Raw genomic sequence first — 18,717 nt, 5'->3', positions numbered from 1 at the left:
GGGTCGAGTTTCGTAAAGCACCGGCATATGCTGAACTGGCTCAAGCCCTTGATAAACCTGCTGCATCGGGCTGTAGCGTAGTCAGGCGAATGTCGATGCGAGAGCCATCCTGAAATAAAAAATCCCGGCGCAAATGGCCGGGCTCAGTAGGCTAACTGCGTTCGAACGGTCAGGCCGCGTCCTGGATGTTCGATGCTTGCTTGCCCTTCGGTCCCTGGACGATTTCGAAGGAAACCTTCTGGCCTTCCTTCAGCGTCTTGAAACCATTCATTTGAATTGCCGAGAAATGTGCAAACAGATCCTCACCGCCTTCGTCGGGCGTGATGAATCCGTAGCCTTTCGCGTCGTTGAACCACTTGACCGTACCAGTAGACATTCGTACTTCCCCTCTAACTCTCTCGTCGCAACCAGAGCACGCTCGAAAAGCCCAACGGCCACCCCACATTGTGACCGTCCCCTCCTCACACACTCACCACGGCATCCTTTGCCCGGAGGCTCCCGGAAAAAAGTGCCAATTTGATTGTTAAATCTCTTAAATCAGGTGTCAAGGAAATTTTGAGATGGCCGATAAGCTCGTTGTATCGGTCGCATTTGTATGGTAACTCCTCCTTAGCGTGTGCGTTCCCGCCCAAGCAAGGCATCTTGAAAAGTCGCATAATCGACTCACTTGTGTGGTACTGGAGAGATGGCGTCAGGGCTTCCGCTTGTTTTTTTTGAAGCTGTGCGATACTGGATTCGACGAGGTGCAAACGTGCCGCGCCGATTTTCAGGCGGCGGCGGAATCCGGTGGGCGGCACCCGCAACAGTGCGCTTTTCGGCAATATATTCCGATCGGACGGTCGGTGGCTGGAGCGGCGATTGCGAGTGCGTCCGTGTTGTTTAGAATGGGTGTATGGCGATTAATCCCAACAAGCAGGATGGCACGGTACTGGAGCGGCAAGAGCAGAAGCTCAAGCAGCCGGCCATGTACAAGGTGGTGCTGCTGAATGACGACTTCACGCCGATGGAATTCGTCGTGATGGTCGTGCAGGAATACTTCAATAAGGATCGTGAGACTGCGACGCAGATCATGCTGAAGGTTCATCGCGAAGGCAGGGGAGTTTGTGGGGTCTACACGCGAGACATCGCGTCGACCAAAGTTGAGCAAGTCGTTAGCCATGCACGGCAAGCGGGGCATCCGCTGCAGTGCGTGATGGAGGAAGCATGATTGCCCAGGAACTGGAAGTCAGTCTGCACATGGCGTTTATGGAAGCACGTCAGGCGCGGCACGAGTTCATCACGGTCGAGCACCTTTTGCTCGCTCTGTTGGACAATCCGACCGCGGCCGAAGTGCTACGCGCCTGCGCAGCCAATATTGAAGATTTGCGTCAGAACCTGCGCAATTTCATTCATGACAACACGCCGACCGTGCCCGGCACGGACGATGTCGACACGCAGCCGACGCTGGGTTTCCAACGCGTGATCCAGCGCGCGATCATGCATGTCCAATCGACCTCGAACGGCAAGAAGGAAGTGACCGGCGCGAACGTGCTGGTCGCCATCTTCGGCGAGAAGGATTCGCACGCGGTGTATTACCTGCAACAGCAGGGCGTGACGCGTCTGGATGTCGTGAATTTCATTTCGCACGGTATCGCGAAGACGAGCAACGGCGAAGCGGCCAAGGCGAACAGCGAAGCCAATCCGGAGTCCGAAGACGCCGCCGCGCAGAAGGAAACGCCGCTCGCGCAGTTCACGCAGAATCTCAACCAGCTCGCCAAGGACGGCAAGATCGATCCGCTGATCGGCCGCGAACTGGAAGTCGAGCGCGTGGTGCAGGTGCTGTGCCGCCGCCGCAAGAACAATCCGCTGCTCGTCGGTGAAGCCGGCGTCGGCAAGACCGCGATCGCCGAAGGTCTGGCGTGGCGCGTCACGCGCGGCGAAGTGCCGGACATCCTCGCCGACGCGCAAGTGTATTCGCTCGATATGGGCGCACTGCTCGCGGGAACGAAGTATCGCGGTGACTTCGAACAGCGTCTGAAGACGGTGCTCAAGGAACTGAAAGAGCGTCCGCACGCCATTCTGTTCATCGACGAGATTCATACGCTGATCGGCGCGGGCGCGGCCTCGGGCGGTACGCTCGATGCATCGAATCTGCTGAAGCCGGCGTTGTCGTCGGGTCAGTTGAAGTGCATCGGCGCGACCACGTTCACGGAATATCGCGGCATCTTCGAAAAGGACGCGGCGCTGTCGCGTCGTTTCCAGAAGGTCGATGTCACCGAGCCGTCGGTCGAGCAGACCGTCGCGATCCTGCGTGGCCTGAAGTCGCGCTTCGAGGATCACCACGGCGTGAAGTATTCGTCGGGCGCGCTGTCGGCGGCGGCTGAACTGTCGGCACGCTTCATCACCGACCGTCATCTGCCGGACAAGGCCATCGACGTGATCGACGAGGCGGGCGCGGCGCAACGCATTCTGCCGAAGTCGAAGCAGAAGAAGACCATCGGCAAGAGCGAGATCGAAGAGATCATCTCAAAGATCGCGCGCGTGCCGGCGCAGAGCGTGTCGCAGGACGACCGCAGCAAGCTCCAGACGCTCGATCGCGATCTGAAGGCGGTGGTGTTCGGGCAGGATCCGGCCATCGACGCGCTGTCGGCATCGATCAAGATGGCGCGCGCGGGCCTCGGCAAGACGGACAAGCCGATCGGCGCGTTCCTGTTCTCCGGCCCGACCGGCGTCGGCAAGACCGAAGTCGCGAAGCAACTGGCGTTCACGCTGGGCATCGAACTGCTGCGCTTCGACATGTCGGAATACATGGAGCGTCACGCGGTCAGCCGTCTGATCGGCGCGCCGCCGGGCTATGTCGGTTTCGATCAGGGCGGTCTGCTGACGGAAGCCGTGACGAAGAAGCCGCATTGCGTGCTGCTGCTGGACGAAATCGAGAAGGCGCATCCGGATATCTACAACGTGCTGCTGCAGGTGATGGACCACGGCACGCTGACGGATAACAACGGACGCAAGGCGGACTTCCGCAATGTCATCATCATCATGACGACGAACGCGGGCGCCGAGGCGATGGGCAAGGCGGTGATCGGCTTCACGTCGCGTCGCGAGTCGGGCGATGAAATGGCCGACATCAAGCGCATGTTCACGCCGGAATTCCGCAACCGTCTGGATTCGATCATCAGCTTCCGTTCGCTGGACGAGGAAATCATCCTGCGCGTGGTCGACAAGTTCCTCATGCAACTGGAAGATCAGCTGCACGAGAAGAAGGTCGATGCGGTGTTCAGCGACGCGCTGCGCAAGCATCTCGCCAAGCACGGTTTCGATCCGCTGATGGGCGCGCGTCCGATGCAGCGTCTGATCCAGGACACGATCCGTCGTGCGCTGGCCGACGAGCTGCTGTTCGGCAAGCTGACCAACGGCGGTCGCGTCAACATCGACGTGGATGCGGACGACAAGGTGCAGATCACCTTCGACGAGAACCCGTCGCCGCCGCGCAGTCCGAATCCGGAGACCATCGAGGTCGACTGATTCAGCGGTTTAGCTGACGAAAAACGGCGCGAACGAAAGTTCGCGCCGTTTTTGTTTGCCGGTTCCTCGCGTATCGATCGCGAGGAATCATGCGTGCCTTACTTGCGCCGTCGACTGCCGGAGTCGTCGAACGGAATCGGATCGTTCATATACGCGGCGGTCTTGTCGCGCGGCCACGATTCGGGATTGCCGATCGACGACACCAGGCCCGTCGTCGATCCGCCGCCCAGCAACACGGCGAAGATGCCGCGCTGCGGGAAGTCGGTGTACATCGGAGCGGAGATATCGAACGGCTCGGAGCGGATGAACATGTCTTCGGCGGTGGCGCCCATCATCGGGAAGGCCGGGTTGAACTGGAGCGCGAGGATCGTCGGATTGACATGGTGGTAGTCCGAACCGATTTGCGGATCGCCCAGAATGCAGCTGCCGCCGGTGCCCCAGTGCTGGCTGTCGAAGCCCGGGTTGACCTGATCGGCCGTGTTCGGCGTGCGGCTCGCAGGAATCTGCCACGGCATCACCGGCAGCTTGAGCGCGCGGCTCACGCCTTCGCAGAAATCGAAGTAGCGCGCCCATTCGCGCGGACCGTAGCAGTAGCCGTTGGTGTAGCCGCGCTGGGTGAAGTCGTCGGCTTCGTATCGGTCGATGGCGAGAAAGTCCGGCTTGTAGTCGCCGCTATAGACCGCGAGGGTTTCGATGTAATCCGCCGTCGCCTGCGCCTCGGTCACGGGATCGGTGTCGTCGTAGATCCACTCGGAATAACCCATGCCCCACAGATTGATCTGCCAGCCGAAGCTCACGTCCGGCGCAACGGTGCGCGTCAGCCAGTTGACCGCCGCGACGTAGCCCTTGATGTCCTCGGTGATGCTCGCGGGAATCGTCGCGACGATCTGCCGGTAGTCGAGCGCGCTTTGCAGCGGCGCGCGCACCGGCATCGCGTAGGTCGGCGCGAAATTCGCCTGCTGCACCGAACCCAGAAAGTCCGGATTGACGATGAACCCCGCCGGCACCGGATGTCCCGCATCGATATATTCGTTGGCGATCTGCAGCGCCAGGATGTAGTTGCCGAAGCTGTACATATGCGCGTCGGCATCGGCGAGGATGTCGGTCGTGCCGCCCAGCGAGAGATTGCAAGTGTACGAGATCGGAATCGGCAAGACCGCTTGTCCGGGCAGCAAGCCTTCGACCGTGCGCAACAGATCCATCAACGCGCGCGGCGGCGAGATCGGCGGCGTTGTCGGGCACGAGATTGGTGATCGAGCCGAACGACAGAAACGCCGGGAAGCCCTTTACATTGAGATTCGCCGATGCCTCGATCGACACGTTCAGCGAACTGCTCGTGCTACCGCCGACCGTCAACTGGTCCGGCACATCGACCGCGTACACGATGCCGCCCGATAGCAGCGAGTTCGTCGACACCGCGTACGTGCCCGGCTTGACCAGCACGCCGAACGCGGTCTTGTAGGTCTCGACGTCGAGCGTCTGCGTGTAGTTCATCGTGTCGCCGGTGAGGCGCACGGTGAACTGCATCGGCAAGGTCGCTTCGGTCGTCACGTTGATCGGCACTTGCACGAAGCCGGTCGTGTCGTACGGGCTCTTGACCACCTGACTGTTCGTGATGTGCACGGTTTGCAGCGAATTCGCGAGCGTGACATCGGGCACGCTGAACGAATAGTCGATGTCGTTCAGCAGAATATGATCGATGGCGATCTGCGCCGTGCCCGATGCCGGCAACTGGCGCAGTTGCGTCGTCGTGCCGGGCGCGGCGTCGAAGGCGGCCAGCGTCGCGCCGCTCGCGCGATCGATCACCGTGACGGCGAGCGTTTCCGTGCCGAGGCCGGTCAACGCGTCGATCTGGATATCGAGCGCCGCCGTGCGCTCAACCGCGCCGAACGATACGTTCACCGTCGCGCTCGAGCCGGTCGACACGGACAGCGCGTTGGGCGAAATCGTCAGCGGCGCGACGACGGTGAGATCGCTCGTCTCGACGCTGTCGCCTTCGATCGTGTAGTCGCCTTGCTGAAGCGTGACCGACGTCGCGCCGCCGTAGGTCAGCGTGACCGGCGTGCGTTGCGAGCCGCGCACGAACGTGACGACCGGCGCGATGCCCGTCAAGGCCGCATCGGGCGACGCGGCGCAATTGACGGTCACCGTGCCGTTCACGTTCGGCGACTGGTCCGCCGCGAACACGAACGAGTTCAGGTAGCTGTCGGTATCCACCATCAGGTTGCTGGGCACGCCGATGTTGATCGTGTCGCCGGCGACCATCGCGTGCGGCGTGCCGAAGGCGATCGTCACCGAGACGGAATACAGGTCGGTGTCGATGGCCACGTTATCCACGGTGACCGTCGAATCGATCCAGGAAACGAACTGCATGTAGACGCCATTCGGGTCGATCGGCGCGGGCGAATCGAAGGTCATGGCCAGATAGGAATTGACCTGAACCGTGCTGCCGTCGTCGTAACGAAGATTGGAAACGACGATCTGGCCGTAATACTCCGTCGCGCCGGATGCGAGCGTTGCGTCGTAAATGATTTGCATAAATCCTCCAACGTGAAATCGAGATTAATTCGCCGGATTGAAACTATTGGCGAAACAAAATGACCAGCCGAATTACATATGCCGTCTTCTTATCCCGCGTCAAATATCGATCAGATTAGGATCGCGAAATAAAAAGACGATGAAGCATCCTGCCGTACCGAGGGCATAAGAAAGGTGATTGCGGAACGCCGTTATATCGAACGGCTGCGTGTGAATGCCGGATTGCCCGTTTGTTTGGAGCGATGAGCCGGCATGTCACGAGGCCAGTATATGAAGGAAAATCGCGGGCAATTAAATTCCGAGCTTATTTTCGGATAACGCGAAATTCGATCAGACGGCTTTGAGAAAACCGTCGATTTATATGAAATTAATTTAATTATGGTTTAAAACGGTGTGTCTTTTAACCGTCGTTACGACGCACCGTTTAATACCGCGATTCGTTTCGCGTTAATGCTTGCCCGTGCTGCCGAACCCGCCCGCGCCGCGTTCGCTCGCATCGAAATCGTCGACAATATTGAATTGCGCCTGCACAACCGGCACGATGACCATTTGCGCGAGACGTTCCATCGGATTGAGCGTGAATGCCGTATCGTCGCGATTCCACGTCGACACCATCAACTGGCCTTGATAATCCGAGTCGATCAAACCGACGAGATTGCCCAGCACGATGCCGTGCTTATGGCCGAGTCCCGAACGCGGCAGAATCATCGCGGCATAGCCTGGATCGGCCAGATGGATCGCGAGGCCGGTCGGCACGAGCACGGTCTGACCCGGCTCGATGATCATCGGCGTATCGAGGCAGGCGCGCAGATCGAGGCCCGCGCTGCCGGGCGTGGCGTAGGCGGGCAGGAATTCGCGCATGCGTGCGTCGAGAATCTTGACGTCGAGTTTCATTGATTTAGGCGTGGCGGCCGAGTTCGAAGGCTTCGGCCAGAAGTTGATAGGAACGCGTGCGCGCGGCGTAGCTGCCGGCGACTGTCAGCACGATGAGTTCATCGGCGGCGAAGCGTTGCTGGAGAATCTGCATCTGCTCGACCACGCGCTCCGGCGTACCGATGATGCTGCGCGCCTTCTCATGCGCGATCACCGCGCGTTCGCGCTCGCCGTACTGCTGCGCGGCGCCTTGCTCGATGGATGGAATCGGCTGATTCAATCCATACGCCATTTGCACGCGACGCAGATCGACAGCTTTTTCCAGCGCTTGCGCTTCTTCATCGGTATCGGCGCAGATCACGAAAATCGCAGCCGCGAGATAAGGCTTGGCTTCGTGACCGGCCGTAAAGCGCTCGCGATACGCCTCCGCCACCAGATGCCCGACCTGCGCGTTGATGAAATGCGCGAACGCGAAGCGAATGCCGAGTTGCGCCGCGAGCAAACCGCCGAAGTCGCTGGAGCCGAGCATCCACAGTTGCGGACGCGTGTCGATCTGCGGTTGCAGCAGCACGCCGCGCGCGAGGGAATCGTCGGGAAGCTTGCCGTCGAACAGCGCGATCAGTTCCGCGACCTGTTGCGGAAACACATTGCCGCGATTGTACGAACCCGCCGCGACCGCTTGCGCCGTGCGCATATCGCCGCCAGGCGCGCGTCCGACGCCGAGATCGACGCGATTCGGGAACAGCGCCTCGAGCATCAGAAACTGTTCGGCGACCTTGAAAGGCGAGTAGTACGGCAGCATCACGCCGCCCGAGCCGATGCGAATCCGCTTGGTCAGACTGCCGATGCGCGCGAGCATCACTTCGGGACACGGATTCGACACGCCGTACAAGCCGTGATGCTCCGCGCACCAGTAACGCGTGTAGCCGAGATCGTCGGCGAGTTGCGCGAGGTCGAGCGTCGCGGCGATGGCGTCGGCCGTCGAGTGGCCCTGAATGACGGGCGTCTGATCGAGAACGGAAAGCTTGGTCATGACAGCAGCGCCCCGCCGGTTTTCGGCGCGCGTTTGGCGATTTCCGCGATCAGCGTGCGGGCGAGATCGCGCTTGTCGGCGCGCGGCACGGGCGTCGCGCCCGAGGCTTCGAACAGCACGACTTCGTTATCGTCGCGTCCGAAAGTCAGCGGGCCGAGATTGCCGATCAGCAGCGGCACATTCTTGCGTTTGCGCTTCTCTTTGCCATGCACGTCGAGATCGCCGCTTTCCGCGGCGAAGCCGACGCAGTAGGGCGGATTCGGCAACTTCGCGACCGTCGCGAGAATGTCGGGATTTTCGACGAAGCTGAAGGTCGGCAACGAACCGTCGCCGGTCTTCTTGATCTTGTGCTCGCTCGCGTGATCGACGCGCCAGTCCGCGACCGCCGCCACCGCGATGAAAATGTCCGTGTCGGGCGTGGCTTGCATGACGGCGTCGTGCATCTGCCGCGCGGTTTGCACGTCTTCGCGATACACGCCCCAAGGCGTTTCCAGCGCAACGGGACCGGCGACGAGATGCACATCCGCGCCCGCCTGCGCCGCCGCGCGCGCCAGCGCAAAGCCCATTTTCCCCGACGATCGATTGGTGATGCCGCGCACCGGATCGAGCGATTCGAAGGTCGGGCCCGCGGTAATCAGCACGCGCTGGCCGCGCAGAATCTTCGGCTGGAAGAACGCGCAGATCGCCTCGAACGCGGCTTCGGGCTCGATCATGCGGCCATCGCCGACTTCGCCGCACGCCTGCGAACCGGAATCCGGACCGAGCACTTCCACGCCGTCCGCGCGCAATTGCGTGACGTTGCGCTGCGTCGCCGGGTTTTGCCACATCTGGCGATTCATCGCGGGCACGACGAGCAGCGGACAATCGCGCGCGATACACAGCGTCGACAGCAGATCGTCGCACCTGCCATGCGCGAGCTTCGCCATGAAATCGGTGGAAGCGGGCGCGATGACGATGGTATCCGCCTCGCGCGACAAATCGATATGCGGCATGTTGTTCGGCATGCGTGCATCCCACTGCGACACATACACCGGACGGCCGGACAGCGCCTGCATCGTGACGGGCGTGATGAATTGCGTGGCCGCTTCGGTCATCACGATCTGCACGGTCGCGCCGCCCTTGATCAGCAGCCGCGTGAGTTCGGCGATCTTGTAGCAGGCGATGCCGCCCGTCAGCCCGAGAACGAGATGCTTACCAGCGAGTTCCAAAGTGCCTCCGTCGAATGAAAAACGCGGCTCCGTTTGGGGAGCCGCGCCGCGTTATCACCGCGAACCCCGCACGCGCCGCAATTCGTCGAGGATAAGCAACACCGCGCCGACCGTAATCCCGCTATCGGCGATATTGAATGCCGGAAAGTGCCACGCATTCAGGTGGAAATCGAGAAAGTCGATCACATGGCCGTACATCAACCGGTCGATGACATTGCCGATCGCGCCGCCCATGATGAGCGCCAGCGCCGTGCAGAACAGCCGCTGCCCGGAATGTTTCTTGAGCAGATAGCAAATCACGACGGCCGCGACCACGCCCAGCGCCGTGAACGCCCAGCGCTGCCAGCCGCCCGCCATCGCGAGGAAGCTGAACGCCGCGCCCTTGTTGTAGACGAGGATCAGGTTGAAGAAGGGCGTGAGCGGATGCGGCTCGCCGTAGGCGAAGACCTTCTGCACCGCGATCTTCGTCAACTGATCGAACAGGATCACGATCAGCGCGACGCCGATCCACGGCGCGAGCGAGCCGCCGCCTGTCTTGCTGGTAGTTTGTTTCGCCATCGATCGAGCCATTTAAGCTGCGCCTCGCGTTTCGCCGGCGCCGAACAGGTTGGAGAAGCAGCGGCCGCACAGTCCCGGATGATCGGCGTGCGAGCCGACGTCCGCGCAATAATGCCAGCAGCGCTCGCACTTCAGATAGCTCGATGCCGTGACATCGACGCCTTCTTCCGCTTCGCTCGCGACTTTCTCGACCAACGCCCGCGACGTGATCAGCACGAAGCGCAGCGCATCGTCGAGCGAAGTCAGCGCGTCGTAACGCGCGCCGCTTGCGCGCACCACGACTTCCGCCTGCAAGGACGAGCCGATCTGATTCGCCGTGCGCGCTTCTTCCAGCGCCTTCGTCACATCGCTGCGTGCGTTGCGGATCAGCGTCCACTTGTCGAGCAACTCGCCGCCGTTCGCGATGTCCGGATACTGCGCGTAGACCTCGGTGAAGATCGTGTCCTGACCGGGCTTGAGCACCTTGTACGCTTCTTCCGCCGTGAACGACAGATACGGCGCGACCAGACGCAGCAAACCATGCGCGATATGGAACAGCGCGGTCTGCGCGCTGCGGCGCTCGCGCGAATCGGCCTGAGTCGTGTATAGGCGATCCTTCAGCACGTCGAGATAGAAGCCACCGAGATCTTCCGAGCAGAACGTCGCGATCTTCGCGACCACCGGATGGAACTCGTACTTCTCGTAGTGCGCGAGCGCGTCGTCCTGCAGATTGCGCGTGAGCGCGATCGCGTAACGATCGATTTCGAGCCACTCGGAAACCGGCAGCGCGTTCTTCTCGAAGTCGAAGTCCGACAGATTCGCGAGCAGGAAGCGCAGCGTATTGCGAATCCGGCGATACGTTTCCGTCACGCGCTTGAGAATTTCTTCCGAGATCGCGAGCTCGCCCGAATAATCCGTCGAGGCGATCCACAAGCGGATGATTTCCGCGCCCAGCCGGTTCGACACCTCGTGCGGATCGACGCCGTTGCCGAGCGACTTCGACATCTTGCGGCCTTCGCCATCGACGGTGAAGCCGTGCGTCAGCAGCGCGTCGTAAGGCGCGCGGCCGTCGAGCATCGATGCGGTCAGCAGCGACGAATGGAACCAGCCGCGATGTTGGTCCGAGCCTTCCAGATACAGATCGGCCGGGAATTGCAGCGAATCCTTGTGCGAGCCGCGCAGCACGTGCCAGTGCGTCGTGCCGGAATCGAACCACACGTCGAGCGTGTCGCGGTTCTTTTCGTACATGTTGGCGTCGTCGCCGATCAGCTCGCGCGGATCGAGTTTCTGCCACGTTTCGATGCCGCCTTCCTCGACACGCTTCGCCACTTCTTCGAGCAATTCCGGCGTACGCGGATGCAGTTCGCCCGTTTCCTTATGGACGAAGAACGCTATCGGCACGCCCCACTGACGCTGACGCGACAGCGTCCAGTCCGGCCGATTCGCGATCATGCTGTACAGACGCTGCTTGCCCCACGACGGATAGAACGCCGTGTTCTCGACGCCTTCGAGCGCGGTTTCGCGCAGCGTCTTGCCGCCGTCTTTCGGCGTCAGATCCATGCCCGCGAACCATTGCGAGGTCGCGCGATAGATGATCGGCGTCTTGTGACGCCAGCAGTGCATGTAGCTGTGTTTGTAGTGCTCGGTCTTGAGCAGCGAACCCGCGCTTTCCAGCGCTTCGACGATCTGCGGATTCGCCTTCCAGATCGACAGTTCGCCGAACAGCGGCAGCGATTCGATATAGCGGCCATCGCCCATCACCGGATTGATGATGTCCGAGTCCGACATGCCGTGCGCCTTGCACGACACGAAGTCTTCCACGCCATACGCCGGCGACGAGTGCACGATGCCCGTGCCGCTTTCGGTCGTCACGTAATCGCCGAGATAAACCGGTGCGGTGCGCTTGTAACCCGGATGCGCCGACGCCAGCGGATGATGGAAGCGCACGTTGGCAAGCTTTTCGCCGGTCGTCGTCGCGATGACTTCGCCCGTCAGGCCGTAGTTCTTCAGGCATTCCTCGACGCGTTCCTGCGCGAGGATCAGCAGGCCGCGCGGCGTATCGACGAGCGCGTAGACGATCTCCGGATGCACGTTCAGCGCCTGGTTGGCGGGAATGGTCCACGGCGTCGTGGTCCAGATGACGATGCCGCCTTCCTGCTTCGGCAGCGCGTTCAAGCCGAACGCCTGCGCGGTCTTTTCCGGTTCCGCGAACGCGAACATCACGTCGATGGTCGGATCGGTCTTGTCCTTGTACTCGACTTCCGCTTCGGCCAGCGCCGAGCCGCAGTCGAAACACCAGTTCACCGGCTTTAGACCGCGATACACGTAACCCTTCTCCATGATCTTGCCGAGCGCGCGGATTTCGCCCGCTTCGTTCGCGAAGTTCATGGTCTTGTACGGATTGTCCCAATCGCCGAGCACGCCCAGACGGCGGAAGCCGACCTTCTGCTTCTCGATCTGCTCGCTCGCGTAGGCGCGCGCCTTCTGCATCACTTCGATGGCGGGCAGCGTCTTGCCGAACTGCTTTTCGATCTGGATTTCGATCGGCATGCCGTGGCAGTCCCAGCCAGGCACATAGACCGCGTCGAAGCCCGCCAGATTGCGCGCCTTGACGATCATGTCCTTCAGAATCTTGTTCACCGCGTGGCCGAGGTGAATGTCGCCGTTCGCGTACGGCGGGCCATCGTGCAGGATGAACTTCTTGCGGCCTTTCGAGGCGGCGCGGATCTTCTCGTAGATCCCCTTGTCCTGCCATTCCTTGACCCACGCGGGTTCGCGCTTAGGCAAGTCGCCGCGCATCGGGAAGGGCGTGTCGAGCAGGTTGACCGGGTACTTCGAGGAGGCTTTCTCTTTCTTGTCGCTCATGGGTGACTCAAGTGAATTCGGTGAGACGTGCGTCCGGGACGCGCGGTGTGTCGATAGGGCGGGGCAGCGGGCGACGCGCGCTTTCGTGAAAGCCGCGCCGCACGCTCACCTAATTCGATCGGTCGCCGAAATGGCGAAGCCCGAGGCACGGCTGCCCGCATTGCTCGCGGGCGGCAGGCCGAAGTAGGCGCGGGCGTTGTCGACGTCGTTCGCGATGGCGCGCGTGAGCGTTTCGAGATCGACGTATTTTTCCTCGTCGCGCAGCTTCTTGAGGAATTCGACGCGCACGAGTTTGCCGTATGCGTCGCCGTGCCAGTCGAGCACGAAGACTTCGAGCAGCACGCGGCCGGAATCGTCGACGGTCGGACGCAGGCCGAGGCTCGCGACGGCGGGCAGCGGTTCGTCCGCGAGACCGTGCACGCGCACGACGAAAATGCCCGCCAGCGCCGGCCGCTTGTGCGGAATCGGCAGATTCAGTGTGGGAAAACCGAGATCCCGGCCGAGCTTCGCGCCATGCACGACATGGCCGCTGATCACATACGGACGGCCGAGCGCGACATGCGCCGCGTCCAGATCGCCCGCGACCAGCGACGAGCGCACCGACGACGACGAAATGCGCGCGCCGTTCGGATGCGCGACCGTCGCCATCTGCTCGACTTCGAAGCCGTATTTCTCGCCGGCGGCCTTCAGCGAATCGAAGTTGCCCGCGCGCTTGGCGCCGTAGCAGAAGTCGTCGCCGACCATGACCCAGCGCGCATGCAGGCCATCGACGATGACGTTCTTCACGAACGTATCCGGCGACTGGCTCGCGAACGTCTGGTTGAAATGCTCGACCACCACGCGATCGACGCCGTTGGTGCGCAGCGCCTCGAGCTTGTCGCGCAACATGGCGATACGCGGCGGTGCGCCGGCCGGGTTGAAGAACTCGCGCGGATGCGGCTCGAAGGTCATCACGCAGACGAGCAGGCCGCGCGCGTCGGCGGCGGCGCGCACGCGTGCAAGCAGCGCCTGATGGCCGCGATGGACACCGTCGAAATTGCCGATGGTCAGCGCGCAAGGCGCCCGGCTTTCGGCATTGGGGAGGCCGCGAAAGACTCTCACGATAGGCGTAGGTCGGTGGGAAAGGCTTTATGCCGCAAAGCGTTAGATTATAAACGCATCGCACGATTCGCCGGGCGTGCGCGGCGTCTCGATGGCCTTTGGCACGATTTTCGCCGCCTTCAAATGATAAAATCCGGCGATGAAAAAAATCGTTATTCTGATCTCCGGACGCGGGAGCAACATGGAAGCCGTCGTGCGCGCCTGCGCGCGTGACGGCTGGCCGGCCCGCGTGTGCGCGGTCATCTCAAACAAACCCGACGCCGCGGGGCTGAATTTCGCGGCGGCGAACGGCATCGACACGGCGGTGGTCGATCATCGCGCGTTCGATGGCCGCGAGGCGTTCGATGCCGCGCTCGCGCGCGAAATCGATCGCTTCGAACCGGATCTGGTGGTGCTGGCGGGCTTCATGCGCGTGCTGACCGATGGCTTCGTGAATCGCTATGCCGGGCGCATGCTGAACGTGCATCCGTCGCTGCTGCCATGTTTTCCGGGGCTGCGCACGCATCAGCAGGCGCTGGATGCCGGCGTGCGCGTGCACGGCGCGACGGTGCATTTCGTCACGCCGACGCTGGATCATGGACCGATCGTCGCGCAGGGCGCGGTGCCGGTCACAGCCGGCGACGATGCCGCCGCGCTCGCGGCGCGCGTGCTCACGGTCGAGCACGTGATTTATCCGCGCGCGGTGCGCTGGTTCGTCGAAGGGCGACTTTCTATCGAGGGCGAGCGCGTGGCGCTGACGCCATCCGAGCCGCAATGGCTCTTTGCCGACGTTGCCGGGGAGGGCGCATGAGGCTGCATGGATTTCTGATCGGACAAACCGAAACTTTGCTCGCGGACGTACTCCGCTTTTCCGGCCCGGCGGATGCCGCCACGAGCCGCTTTTTCCGCGCGCATCCGAAGCTGGGTCATAGCGAGCGCGGCGTGATCGCCGAAGCGGTGTTCGCGGTGCTGCGCCGGAAAATGGAGTTTTCGCATCTCGCGGAAAGCGGTAGCGGCAATCAGGCGCGCCGTCTCGCGCTGCTCGGGTTGATGCAGACCGCGGGTCTCTCCGCGCTCAAGCCGCACGTTTCCGCCGACGAGTATCAATGGCTCGCGCAGGTCTCGAAGATCGATCCGGCGAGCCTGCCGGTGCGCGTGCGCACGAATCTGCCGCAATGGATTTACGACGCGCTCGGCAAGCGCTTCGAGCCGGAAGAACTGGCGAAGCTCGCCGCCGCGCTGAACTATCCCGCGCCGCTCGATCTGCGCGCGAACCCGATCAAGGCGCCGCGCGAAGCCGTGCTGAGGGCGCTGGCCGAAGCGGGCATCGACGCGGCCGAAATGCCGTTCGCGCCGTTCGGCATCCGCGTGGGCGGCAAGCCCGCGCTGACGCGCCTCGCGCCGTTCCAGGAAGGCTGGATCGAAGTGCAGGACGAAGGCAGCCAGCTTTTGTGTTCGCTGATGGCCCCGCGCTGTGGCGAGATGATCGTCGACTTCTGCGCGGGCGCGGGCGGCAAAACGCTGGCGCTCGGCGCGATGATGCGCTCGACCGGCCGTCTTTACGCGTTCGACGTCTCCGATCGCCGGCTCGCCAAGCTCAAGCCGCGTCTGGCGCGCAGCGGCCTGTCGAACGTGAATCCGGTGCTGATCGACAGCGAACAGGACGCGAAGATCAAGCGTCTGGCGGGCAAGATCGATCGCGTGCTCGTCGATGCGCCGTGTTCCGGCCTGGGCACGCTGCGCCGCAATCCCGACCTGAAATGGCGTCAGTCGCCGCAATCGGTCGCCGAACTCACGCCGAAGCAGCTTGCCATTCTGTCGAGCGCCGCGCGGCTGGTGAAGACCGGCGGCCGTCTCGTCTACGCGACCTGCTCGATGCTCGACGCGGAAAACGAAGACGTCGTGAAGGCCTTTCTGGAGACGCATCCGAACTTCCGCGTCGTGTCCGCGCGCGACGTGCTGGCGGAACAGCGCATCGATCTCGATACCGGCGATTTCCTGTCGCTGTGGCCGCACAAGCAGGGCACCGACGGTTTCTTCGCCGCCGTGCTCGAGCGCGTGCCGGGCGAGCCGAAGGCCGTCGAGGAACCCGCTGAATAAGCCGACATGGACAACTGCTACCTGAGCGATTTCGTCCGGCGGATTTCGCGCGATTTCGGCGAGCCGGAAATGCTCTGGCAGGTGGCGGTCCTGCTCGGCCTGCTGGTGGTCGCGTACTGGTGCGCGCGGCTGCTGCGCAAGAAGCTCGACGCGCGCCGCGAATCGCGCTTCGACGCCGTGCGCTTCGGCGCGGAAAGTCTCAACAAGGCGCTGTTTCCGTTGTTGGGCACGGTGTTCGTCACGATCGCGCAACTCGCGCTCGCGCCGTTCATCCACACGGCGTTTTTGCGGCTGGCGCTGGTGCCGTTGTGCGGCATCACCGTGATTTATATGATGTTTTACGTCGCGCGACGGGTATTTAGTCGCGGCGGCTCGGAACATGAAGCGGGCGCGCTGCTCTATTTGGTAGAGAAGCTCGTCACGGTGATCGTCTGGATCGCCATGCTCCTCACGGTGATGGGCATTCAGGACGACGTCGTGCGCTGGATGGCGAGCGTGCGTTTCAACTTCGCCAACGCGCACATGACGCTGCTCTCGCTCGCCTCGGGCGTGCTGTGGGTGTGCGTGACGCTGATCGTCGCGATGTGGGCGGGCGCGCTGCTCGACGAACGCCTGATGCGCGCCCGTTCGCTCGATGCCAACCTAAAGGTCGTGCTGGCGCGCGTCGCGCGGGCGCTGATGATTCTGGCGGCGATTCTGGTGAGCCTGTCGATCGTCGGCATCGATATCACGGTGCTCGGCGTGTTCGGCGGGGCGCTCGGCGTCGGGCTGGGCTTCGGCTTGCAGAAGATCGCGAGCAATTACGTGTCGGGCTTCATCATCCTGCTGGACCGCTCGCTCAGGCTCGGCGACATGATCAACGTGGCCGGCAGTCAGGGTACGGTGACGCAGATTCGCACGCGCTACACGGTCGTGCGCGGTCTGGACGGCATCGAAACGCTGATTCCGAACGAAAAGCTGATCACCGATGTGGTGCAGAACCATTCGTCATACCTGACGCGCGGCAACGCCAAAATCGGTGTGCAGGTGAGCTATCGCTGCGACGTCGAACGCGCGATGCAACTGCTCGTCGAAGCCACTCAGGGTGTCGAACGCGTGTTGCAGGATCCCGCGCCGGCCGCGCTGCTCGCGAGCTTCGGTTCGGACGGCATCAACCTCGAACTGAGCTTCTGGATCGAGGAAGCCGCGAAGGGGACCGGCGGCGTAAAGTCGCAGGTGAACCGCGGCGTGTGGCGTTTATTCCGCGAAAACGGCATTGAAATACCCTACGCGCAACGCGAAATAAGGATTGTGGGCGGTGGCGCGGATTCGGTAGTTAATGCCGACATTCCCCGCGAAGGCCCGGCCACAGCGGCTTGAGCCGGTTTTCAACCGTCCAATCTTTCGATTTGGCGTATAAAACCGGATCAGTTCGTGGCGTGAAATATACTTCGTTTTGATAGGATTCAATAAATTTCACCTTTGCGACAATGGTTTGGAACGCATGCAGTAAAATGCGATCCTACTTCGAAGGATGCTTTCAGGTCCCCAACAGTGTCTCAAGGTCGAAATTCATCGGCCATTTTTTCCGAATTTCACAGGTAAACAGGTAAACCGCCTTGCTGAATTCTTCTCTCCAATTTCTCGCCAACGGATTGCTCAACGCCTCCTGGTGGCAGATCGTCCTCTTCACGCTCGCGATGACGCACGTCACGATCGCCGGCGTCACGATCTACCTGCACCGTTGCCAGGCTCACCGCGCACTGGATCTGCATCCGGTCGCGAGCCATTTCTTCCGTTTCTGGCTGTGGTCGACCACGGGCATGCTGACCGGCCAGTGGGCGGCGATCCACCGCAAGCATCACGCCAAATGCGAAACCGAAGAAGATCCGCATAGCCCGCAGACGCGCGGCATCTGGAAGGTGCTGCTCGAAGGCGCGGAACTGTATCGCGCTGAAGCGAAGAACGAAGAAACGCTGCGCAAGTTCAGCCACGGCACGCCGAACGACTGGATGGAACGCAACGTCTACACACGTTACCCGATTCTCGGCATCAGCATCATGATGGTCATCGACGTGGCGCTGTTCGGCATCGTCGGTCTGTCGGTGTGGGCCGTGCAGATGATCTGGATTCCGTTCTGGGCGGCGGGCGTCGTCAACGGTCTCGCGCACTTCTGGGGCTATCGCAACTTCAATTCGCCGGATGCGAGCACCAACATTTTCCCGCTGGGCATTCTGATCGGCGGCGAAGAACTGCATAACAACCACCACACGCACGCGACGTCGGCCAAGCTGTCGAGCAAGTGGTACGAGTTCGATATCGGCTGGATGTATATCCGCATGATGTCGGCGGTCGGTCTCGCGAAGGTCAAGAAGGTCGCTCCCACGCCGAAGCTCGCCGCGAGCAAATCCGTGCTGGATCAGGACACGCTGCAGGCCGTGCTGTCGAACCGCTACGAAGTGATGGCGCGTTACGGCAAGGCGCTGAAGCAGGCTTACGCGCAAGAGCTCGACAAGCTCAAGGAAGGCGGCGCGGGCGAGAAGTATCAGTTGATGCGCGGCGCGCGCAAGTGGTTCCACAAGGAAGAAGAAGGCCTGAACGAACCGCAGCGCAAGCAGTTGCCGGAACTGTTCTCGGACAACCAGCGCCTGCGTACCTTCATCGAACTGCGCAACGATCTGGCGTCGATGTGGGATCGCTCGAACGCATCGCGCGAGCAGTTGCTGCAGCAGTTGCAGGACTGGGTGCATCGCGCGGAAGAGAGCGGCATCAAGGCGCTGCAGGATTTCGCTCTGCGTCTGCGACGTTACGCCTGACGCGCAATCCGTTAAAATTTAATGACGTCACAAGACCCCGCTTTGGCGGGGTTTTGTTTGTGCGCCGAGCATGCGCAACAGCTTGGGGGTGCAAGTTCCCTGTCCAGCCTGATGGGGCGAAGGCCTAGTGAAACGCAAGGGCGTCGTCGTGAGGCGGGGTCTGAAGGAAGCGTGTAGCAAA

14 protein-coding genes are annotated in these 18,717 nt (G+C 61.9%); 6 read left to right on the top strand and 8 right to left on the bottom strand.

The genetic code is table 11. The features are described 5' to 3' along the window. Window positions 1–169: 169 nt before the first annotated feature. Window positions 170–376, bottom strand: coding sequence for a cold shock domain-containing protein CspD (cspD, locus tag BVER_RS13930; protein WP_008351201.1), 207 nt, complete (start codon window positions 374–376; stop codon window positions 170–172). Between the two features lie 516 nt (window positions 377–892). Here cspD and clpS point away from each other — a divergent pair. Together clpS and clpA are read left to right on the top strand one after the other, a co-directional pair. Continuing rightward, window positions 893–1,207, top strand: a complete 315-nt coding sequence (gene clpS / locus BVER_RS13920) for an ATP-dependent Clp protease adapter ClpS (RefSeq protein ID WP_050453822.1) — start codon at window positions 893–895, stop codon at window positions 1,205–1,207. Beyond that, the gene (gene clpA / locus BVER_RS13915) at window positions 1,204–3,507 is read left to right on the top strand and encodes an ATP-dependent Clp protease ATP-binding subunit ClpA (protein ID WP_050453821.1); all 2,304 of its coding nucleotides are present in this window, start codon (window positions 1,204–1,206) and stop codon (window positions 3,505–3,507) included. The genes clpS and clpA overlap by 4 nt, the downstream gene beginning before the upstream one ends. Before the next feature lie 672 nt (window positions 3,508–4,179). On the opposite strand, the gene BVER_RS13910 is transcribed toward clpA, so the two are convergent. The 7 genes from BVER_RS13910 to BVER_RS13880 all read right to left on the bottom strand — a co-directional run bounded on the left by BVER_RS13910 (window position 4,180) and on the right by BVER_RS13880 (window position 13,662). Then, complete coding sequence (locus tag BVER_RS13910) at window positions 4,180–6,045, bottom strand: hypothetical protein (protein WP_232316541.1); 1,866 nt, start codon at window positions 6,043–6,045, stop codon at window positions 4,180–4,182. 447 nt (window positions 6,046–6,492) lie between these two features. Beyond that, window positions 6,493–6,939, bottom strand: a complete 447-nt coding sequence (dut, locus tag BVER_RS13905; RefSeq protein WP_050453820.1) for a dUTP diphosphatase — start codon at window positions 6,937–6,939, stop codon at window positions 6,493–6,495. Window positions 6,940–6,943: 4 nt separating this feature from the next. Beyond that, window positions 6,944–7,951 carry an LLM class flavin-dependent oxidoreductase gene (locus tag BVER_RS13900; RefSeq protein ID WP_050453819.1) on the bottom strand — a complete coding sequence of 336 codons (1,008 nt, stop codon included), beginning with the start codon at window positions 7,949–7,951 and terminating at the stop codon, window positions 6,944–6,946. Beyond that, window positions 7,948–9,159 carry a bifunctional phosphopantothenoylcysteine decarboxylase/phosphopantothenate--cysteine ligase CoaBC gene (gene coaBC, locus BVER_RS13895; RefSeq protein WP_050453818.1) on the bottom strand — a complete coding sequence of 404 codons (1,212 nt, stop codon included), beginning with the start codon at window positions 9,157–9,159 and terminating at the stop codon, window positions 7,948–7,950. The genes BVER_RS13900 and coaBC overlap by 4 nt, the downstream gene beginning before the upstream one ends. Before the next feature lie 54 nt (window positions 9,160–9,213). Next, the gene (lspA, locus tag BVER_RS13890) at window positions 9,214–9,729 is read right to left on the bottom strand and encodes a signal peptidase II (protein WP_050453817.1); all 516 of its coding nucleotides are present in this window, start codon (window positions 9,727–9,729) and stop codon (window positions 9,214–9,216) included. Further along, window positions 9,730–12,561 carry an isoleucine--tRNA ligase gene (gene ileS, locus BVER_RS13885; protein ID WP_050453816.1) on the bottom strand — a complete coding sequence of 944 codons (2,832 nt, stop codon included), beginning with the start codon at window positions 12,559–12,561 and terminating at the stop codon, window positions 9,730–9,732. A gap of 105 nt (window positions 12,562–12,666) precedes the next feature. Then, window positions 12,667–13,662 (bottom strand): bifunctional riboflavin kinase/FAD synthetase, encoded by a 996-nt coding sequence (locus BVER_RS13880; protein ID WP_050453815.1) that lies wholly within the window; start codon window positions 13,660–13,662, stop codon window positions 12,667–12,669. Between the two features lie 139 nt (window positions 13,663–13,801). Between BVER_RS13880 and purN the strand changes: the two genes are divergently transcribed. The 4 genes from purN to BVER_RS13860 all read left to right on the top strand — a co-directional run bounded on the left by purN (window position 13,802) and on the right by BVER_RS13860 (window position 18,536). Then, window positions 13,802–14,452, top strand: coding sequence for a phosphoribosylglycinamide formyltransferase (gene purN / locus BVER_RS13875; RefSeq protein ID WP_050453814.1), 651 nt, complete (start codon window positions 13,802–13,804; stop codon window positions 14,450–14,452). Further along, window positions 14,449–15,741 carry an RsmB/NOP family class I SAM-dependent RNA methyltransferase gene (locus tag BVER_RS13870; RefSeq protein ID WP_050453813.1) on the top strand — a complete coding sequence of 431 codons (1,293 nt, stop codon included), beginning with the start codon at window positions 14,449–14,451 and terminating at the stop codon, window positions 15,739–15,741. The genes purN and BVER_RS13870 overlap by 4 nt, the downstream gene beginning before the upstream one ends. Window positions 15,742–15,747: 6 nt before the next feature. Further along, the gene (locus BVER_RS13865) at window positions 15,748–17,100 is read left to right on the top strand and encodes a mechanosensitive ion channel family protein (protein WP_050453812.1); all 1,353 of its coding nucleotides are present in this window, start codon (window positions 15,748–15,750) and stop codon (window positions 17,098–17,100) included. A 239-nt stretch (window positions 17,101–17,339) separates the two neighbouring features. Continuing rightward, window positions 17,340–18,536, top strand: coding sequence for a DesA family fatty acid desaturase (locus tag BVER_RS13860; protein ID WP_050453811.1), 1,197 nt, complete (start codon window positions 17,340–17,342; stop codon window positions 18,534–18,536). The last annotated feature ends 181 nt before the right edge of the window (window positions 18,537–18,717 follow it).

Origin of the sequence: Candidatus Burkholderia verschuerenii, from assembly GCF_001189365.1 — a bacterium.
In the GTDB taxonomy this organism is placed as follows: Bacteria; Pseudomonadota; Gammaproteobacteria; order Burkholderiales; family Burkholderiaceae; genus Caballeronia; species Caballeronia verschuerenii.
The sequence above is the reverse complement of the archived record's forward strand: the minus strand, read 5'-3'. Positions and strand labels throughout refer to the sequence as shown.

Bases quoted from the DNA above. Each gene is read 5' to 3' on its own strand.
- cspD (WP_008351201.1), bottom strand. From the start codon at position 376: ATGTCTACTGGTACGGTCAAGTGGTTCAACGACGCGAAAGGCTACGGA.
- clpS (WP_050453822.1), top strand. From the start codon at position 893: ATGGCGATTAATCCCAACAAGCAGGATGGCACGGTACTGGAGCGGCAA.
- clpA (WP_050453821.1), top strand. From the start codon at position 1,204: ATGATTGCCCAGGAACTGGAAGTCAGTCTGCACATGGCGTTTATGGAA.
- BVER_RS13910 (WP_232316541.1), bottom strand. From the start codon at position 6,045: ATGCAAATCATTTACGACGCAACGCTCGCATCCGGCGCGACGGAGTAT.
- dut (WP_050453820.1), bottom strand. From the start codon at position 6,939: ATGAAACTCGACGTCAAGATTCTCGACGCACGCATGCGCGAATTCCTG.
- BVER_RS13900 (WP_050453819.1), bottom strand. From the start codon at position 7,951: ATGACCAAGCTTTCCGTTCTCGATCAGACGCCCGTCATTCAGGGCCAC.
- lspA (WP_050453817.1), bottom strand. From the start codon at position 9,729: ATGGCTCGATCGATGGCGAAACAAACTACCAGCAAGACAGGCGGCGGC.
- ileS (WP_050453816.1), bottom strand. From the start codon at position 12,561: ATGAGCGACAAGAAAGAGAAAGCCTCCTCGAAGTACCCGGTCAACCTG.
- purN (WP_050453814.1), top strand. From the start codon at position 13,802: ATGAAAAAAATCGTTATTCTGATCTCCGGACGCGGGAGCAACATGGAA.
- BVER_RS13870 (WP_050453813.1), top strand. From the start codon at position 14,449: ATGAGGCTGCATGGATTTCTGATCGGACAAACCGAAACTTTGCTCGCG.
- BVER_RS13865 (WP_050453812.1), top strand. From the start codon at position 15,748: ATGGACAACTGCTACCTGAGCGATTTCGTCCGGCGGATTTCGCGCGAT.